At 72.9% G+C, this 5,284-nt stretch carries 5 protein-coding genes and 1 pseudogene; all 6 read right to left on the reverse strand.

Going from position 1 to position 5,284, the window contains the following annotated elements:
- Window positions 1-68: 68 nt before the first annotated feature.
- Window positions 69-233, reverse strand: a pseudogene (locus tag ACFV4F_RS42145) (hydrogenase maturation protease); the annotation flags it as partial.
- An 11-nt stretch (window positions 234-244) separates the two neighbouring features.
- Window positions 245-1,609, reverse strand: coding sequence for a hypothetical protein (locus ACFV4F_RS42150; RefSeq protein WP_380511105.1), 1,365 nt, complete (start codon window positions 1,607-1,609; stop codon window positions 245-247).
- A complete protein-coding gene (locus ACFV4F_RS42155) occupies window positions 1,606-2,250 on the reverse strand; it encodes a DUF6084 family protein (protein ID WP_380511108.1) in 645 nt (214 codons plus the stop codon). The genes ACFV4F_RS42150 and ACFV4F_RS42155 overlap by 4 nt, the downstream gene beginning before the upstream one ends.
- Complete coding sequence (locus ACFV4F_RS42160) at window positions 2,247-2,894, reverse strand: DUF5947 family protein (RefSeq protein ID WP_380511111.1); 648 nt, start codon at window positions 2,892-2,894, stop codon at window positions 2,247-2,249. The genes ACFV4F_RS42155 and ACFV4F_RS42160 overlap by 4 nt, the downstream gene beginning before the upstream one ends.
- A complete protein-coding gene (locus ACFV4F_RS42165; protein WP_380435252.1) occupies window positions 2,891-3,358 on the reverse strand; it encodes a thioredoxin in 468 nt (155 codons plus the stop codon). The genes ACFV4F_RS42160 and ACFV4F_RS42165 overlap by 4 nt, the downstream gene beginning before the upstream one ends.
- Entirely contained in the window at window positions 3,355-5,142 is a 1,788-nt protein-coding gene (locus tag ACFV4F_RS42170) for a nickel-dependent hydrogenase large subunit (RefSeq protein ID WP_380435253.1), read from the reverse strand. Before ACFV4F_RS42170 ends, ACFV4F_RS42165 begins: the two co-directional genes overlap by 4 nt.
- Window positions 5,143-5,284 lie beyond the last annotated feature (142 nt).

Here is a 5,284-nt window from a genome sequence, read left to right on the forward strand (position 1 = left end):
CTGCACAACCTGATCGACCCGATCATCTACGACGAGGCCGCCTCGCTGATCGAGCAGCACCACGCGGCCGTCCGGTAGCCGTCGAGCAGCCGGTAGGCGAGGTCCACCCCGCGCACGCCGACGTCGACCACCTCGACGCCGTCCGGCACCGGGTGGGCGGCGAGCCGCCGGACGGTCTCGACCCCGAAGCCGTCGTCGCCGAGGAAGATGTTCCCCACCCCGGCCACCAGCACCTTCGGTCCGCTCACGACTCCTCCAGCGGGGTGACCTCGTCGGGCTGGAAGTAGCGGAAGCGCCCCTGCGCCCGCCACAGGTCGGCGCCCGGGTCGTCCTCCACCGTGACGGCCAGGTGCACCGAGCCGTCCACGTCGTGCAGCACGGCCTCGACGACGCCCGTCCGCCCGGCCAGGAACAGGTCCTGGGCGTCGGTGCGCCGCCGTCCGGGCCGCAGCAGCACCCGGCTGCCGGCGGCGACGGCACGGCCGTCGACCAGCACCTCGTCCCGCTCGGGGTCGACCGCCGGATCGTTGCCCGGATCCCACCAGGGCTGCTCCGCATCGGCGGAGGAGATCTCGCGCAGCCCGCGGATGGCCCCGTGCAGGCGCTCCAGCACCTCGGGCGGCATCGACTCGGCGAGGTCGATCACGGCGCCGGCCCGTTCGTCGGTGCCCCGCGCCTCCCGCTTCTCCTCGTCCGTGAGGGCCGCGGTGCGCAGCGCGAGGATCTCGTCGATCTCGGTGGCGTCGTACAGCGTGCCGAGGCTCTCCGGGGCCACCCGCGGATGGTCCTCCAGGATGATCGGCGAGGAGAGGATCACCTTGCACCCGCCGTCCGCTCCGGCCAGGACGGGCCACGTCTGCTCGTTGCGGCACCGCTCGACGGCCGCACGCGCCCACTCGGGCGGGTCGGTGACCGACAGGAACCGGCCGTGCTCCAGCCCGAGCAGCAGGTGCGCGGAGACCAGGGCGCGTGGCAGCGCCTCCTCTCTCGGTGTGCGCCGGCGCGGCATCCAGGTGGACGCGTTCTCCACGACGGCCGTGAGGCGCTGCGCACGGTAGGGGCCCGGCAGCTCCTCGGTCTTCAACCGCACGACGCCGTCGACCTGTTCGCGCCGCCGGACGAGGCGTCCGACGGCGGTGCCGTCCTCGCGCAGCAGCTCGGTCTCGCCGACGCCCGGCAGGCGGAACCCGTGCTGCACCCCCTCGCCCATCAACTCCTCGACCGGCACGATGAGTTCGATCCGCTCCTCGACGGCCTCGTCCCACTCGACGAGCACCCGGTCGGCCAGCTCCAGCCGCTCCACCGGTTCGAACCCGCCGGTGGCGGTGGCCTGTTCGACGGTGCGCCGCTGGACGCGCAGGAAGCGCAGCTCGACCGCGAGCCGGTCGTCCTGCCGCGCCTCCATGACGCACTCGGTGCGCTGGTGGGAGTGCTCGCCGCCCTGCGCGGTGTACTCGGGCGGCACCAGGACGCCGAACTGCCAGCGCAGCCGGTTCTTGGCCGCCGAGGCGCGGTACGGGTAGAGCACGTAGCCCTCCAGCAGCACGGCGTCGGCGATCTGCCGCGCCCCGGCGAAGCCGCTCTCGATCGATTCCGGAAAGCCGCTCACCGGAGCGCCTCCTCGACCGCCGCCGCCGCGAGCAGCTCGCGCACCGTCGCCTCCCACGAGGGCAGGGCCCGCCGGGAGCGGTAGGCCAGCAGGTCGTCCATCACGTCGTCGGGCAGGCGCAGCCAGGCGCAGCCGGGGAAGTGCTGGTCGATCGCCTCGCGCCAGACCCGCACCGGCATCCGCACCCGGGCCTCCTTGTCCCAGGGCACGGGGGTGACCTGGAAGCCGCCGGGGCCAGCGAAGGCGGTGCCGGAGAAGAGCAGCAGGAGCGGCACCTCGCCGCCGTCGAGCGCCCGGAAGTAGCGGGCGGAGGCCACCTCCAGGTCGTAGCTGCACGGCACGGCGAGGTCGGCCTCGGTCTCGCCGGTGAAGCCGGGCACGAGCAGCGGCACGGTGGCGAGCTGGATCGGGTTGAGCGTGGTCGCCCAGCGCTCCCGCTCGCCGAACAGGTCGCCCAGCCGCCCGCCCTCGGCCTCGGCGTACGACCGGCGGCCCGGTTCGATCCGCAGCTGGCACTGGAGGGCGAGGGCGTGCACCCGGGTGTCGGCCGGCGCCGTGATGCGCAGCCGGAACACCAGTGTCGGCGCGGCCGCGTACGGGTCGGAGCGCACGCCGGTGCAGGCGAAGCCGAGCGGCGTCATGCCGTCACCTCCGCGGGCAGCGGGCGGGCCCGGTCGGCGAGCCGGCCGAAGAACGCGTCGAGTTCGGCCCGCGCCTCGGCGCCGCCGTCGAAGCCGTGCCAGCACAGCCGCAGCCGGCCGACCAGCTCGTAGCAGACGTCGATCGGCACCAGGTAGCACTCGACGCGGCCGTCGGTGCGGCGCAGCAGCAGCGCCTCGACGTCGGGTTCGAGGGCGGCGGCCAGTCGGCTCCCGCCGAGGACGCGCTCCCAGGCGTCCTCGTCCAGCTCGCTCTCGGTGGCGCCGGCCGGGCCGGGGTAGAAGGCGAGGAGCTGGTCGAGCACGGCGTTGCGGAACAGGAACGCGGTCCCGACGGGGATCCCGAGCACCGACCACAGCCGCTCGTCGACGGCGCCGTCCGGGTCGGCGAGGTAGCGGTCGGGCACGGTGCGAAAGCGCCCGCCGGCCGCGCCGGGCTGCTGGAACAGCAGGCCGCACGCGGTGCAGGTGCAGGCCAGGGCGCGCTCCTCGACGTCCACCAGGTGACGGTGGCCGGGCGGCAGGTCGCGGCCGCAGAAGCCGCACTGCTCGGGGCGCGGCGGCGCCGGCTCGCGCCGCCGGCGCAGCAGGGCGGTCCCGTCCCGGGAGACCCTCCGGGTGTTCATCGCGCCTCCGCGGGCTGCTGCGGGCGGGTGCCGATCTGGAGCAGCTGCGGGGCGCGCTCCAGCTCGACGGCCGTCACCTCGGGGGCGTGGCAGGCGAGGACGGCCTCGACGTCCTGGTCGGAGCAGCCGCAGCCGGAGGCCGTCCGGCGCAGCCGCAGGGCGCCGGTGGCCGGTTCGAAGCCGAGCACCTCGACCCGCTCGGGCAGGGCCGCGAGCGCCCGGTCGATCCGGGCGGTCACGTCCTCGGGGTGCAGGTCGTGCAGGAGCAGCAGCCCCGCGACGGCGGGGTCGTCCAGCATCCGCTCCAGGGCGGGCGGGGCGAGCGCCGGCACCAGCCTGGCCAGGCCCTCGCCGTAGAACTCCATGAGGTCGCGCACGAGTTGCTCGCCCGCCTCCTCGGCGCCGCTGCCGGCCAGGGCGTCCAGGGCCTCCTGGATCCGCAGCCCGGTCTGCTCGGCCGTCATGCGGTGAGCCCGCTCAGGCCGGTGGGCACGTGCATGGTCTGCACGGTGCGCCCGCCGCCGACGTACATGTGCACGCCGCAGGGCAGGCAGGGGTCGAAGCTGCGCACGGCGCGCATGATGTCGATGCCCTTGAAGTTCTCCGGGGAGTTCTCCTCGAAGATCGGCGTGTTCTGCACCGCGTCCTCATACGGGCCGGGCGTGCCGTAGCTGTCGCGCACGCTCGCGTTCCACGGGGTCGGCGGGTACGGGTGGTAGTTGGCGATCTTGCCGTCGCGGATGACCATGTGGTGCGAGAGCACGCCGCGCACGGCCTCGGTGAAGCCGCAGCCGATCGACTCGTCCGGCACCTCGAAGCGCTCCCAGGTCTGGCTGCGCCCGGCGCGGACCTCGTCGAGCGCCTTCTCGGCGAAGTGCAGGGCGGCGGCGGCCGCGTACGCCTGGAAGTAGGTGCGGGCGCGGTTGCGCTCGATGGCGTTGCTCCACTGCGGGATCTTCCACTCGAAGGTGACCTCGGGCTTGGTCATCGAGCGGGGCAGGTTGATCTTGACGCTGTGTCCGGTGGCCTTGATGTAGCCGATGTCGACGAGACCGGACAGCGCGGTGGACCACAGGCGGGCGATCGGGCCGCCGCCGGTGTCGAGGGCGAGGTGGTCCTTGCCGTCGAACCAGCGCGGGGACATCACCCAGCTGTACTTGTCGTCGAAGTTCCGCTTCTGCGGCTGCGGGATGGTGTGCTGGTTCCACGGGTGGCGCGGGTCGACCGGGTTGCCGAGCGGGTCGTGGGTGACGAACAGCTCCTTGCCCTGCCAGTCCTCGTAGTAGGAGCTGCCGAGCAGGATGCGGATGCCGAGGTTGATCTGGGTGAGGTCGTTGGTGACGAGCTTGCCGTCCACGACGACGCCGGGGGTGACGAACATCCGCCGGCCCCAGTCCGTCATGTTGCGGTACGTGAAGTCGCAGTGGTCCGGGTCGTTGAGGCTGCCCCAGCAGCCGAGCAGGACGCGGCGGCGGCCGACCTCCTCGTAGCCGGGCAGCGCCTGGTAGAAGAAGTCGAAGAGGTCGTCGTGCAGCGGCACGACCTTCTTCATGAACTCGACGTAGCGCATCAGCCGGGTCAGGTAGTCGGTGAACAGCTGCACCGTCGCGACGGTGCCGACGCCGCCCGGGTAGAGCGTGGAGGGGTGCACGTGGCGGCCCTCCATGAGGCAGAACATCTCCCGGGTGTAGCGGCTGACCTGCAGCGCCTCGCGGTAGAACTCGCCCTCGATCGGGTTGAGCGAGCGCATGATGTCGGCGATCGTCTTGTAGCCGTGGTCGCGGGCGTGCGGGGCCTCGGTGCGCTCGGCCAGCTCCAGGACGCCCGGGTTGGTCTCCTTGACCATCTTCTCGCAGTAGTCGACCCCGACCAGGTTCTCCTGGAAGATGTTGTGGTCGAACATGTACTCGGCGGCCTCGCCGAGGTTGATGATCCACTCGCCCAGGTGCGGGGGCTTCACGCCGTAGGCCATGTTCTGCGTGTAGACCGAACAGGTGGCGTGGTTGTCGCCGCAGATCCCGCAGATCCGGCTGGTGATGAAGTGCGCGTCGCGGGGGTCCTTGCCGCGCATGAAGACGCTGTAGCCGCGGAAGACGGACGAGGTGCTGTAGCACTCCGCGACCCTCTTCTGCTTGAAGTCGATCTTCGTGTGGATACCCAGGCTGCCCACGATCCGGGTAATCGGGTCCCAGGACATCTCGGTCAGGCCGCTGCCGTCGCCGGAGGCCCTGGTCGTCGGTGTTGCCATCGTGTGTGTCGTGCCCTTCTGTCGTGGCCTGCTTGGGTGGGGAGGTGGGCGGGGCGGCGACGGGGGGGGGGCCCCCCCCCCGCCGGGCCGGCCCCCCCCCCCGCCCCCCCGCCCCCGGCACCCCCGGGCCCGGGGCGCGCCG

The organism is Kitasatospora sp. NPDC059722, assembly GCF_042733235.1.
GTDB lineage: Bacteria > Actinomycetota > Actinomycetes > Streptomycetales > Streptomycetaceae > Kitasatospora.

Bases quoted from the DNA above. Each gene is read 5' to 3' on its own strand.
- ACFV4F_RS42160 (WP_380511111.1), bottom strand. From the start codon at position 2,894: ATGAACACCCGGAGGGTCTCCCGGGACGGGACCGCCCTGCTGCGCCGG.
- ACFV4F_RS42170 (WP_380435253.1), bottom strand. From the start codon at position 5,142: ATGGCAACACCGACGACCAGGGCCTCCGGCGACGGCAGCGGCCTGACC.
- ACFV4F_RS42165 (WP_380435252.1), bottom strand. From the start codon at position 3,358: ATGACGGCCGAGCAGACCGGGCTGCGGATCCAGGAGGCCCTGGACGCC.
- ACFV4F_RS42155 (WP_380511108.1), bottom strand. From the start codon at position 2,250: ATGACGCCGCTCGGCTTCGCCTGCACCGGCGTGCGCTCCGACCCGTAC.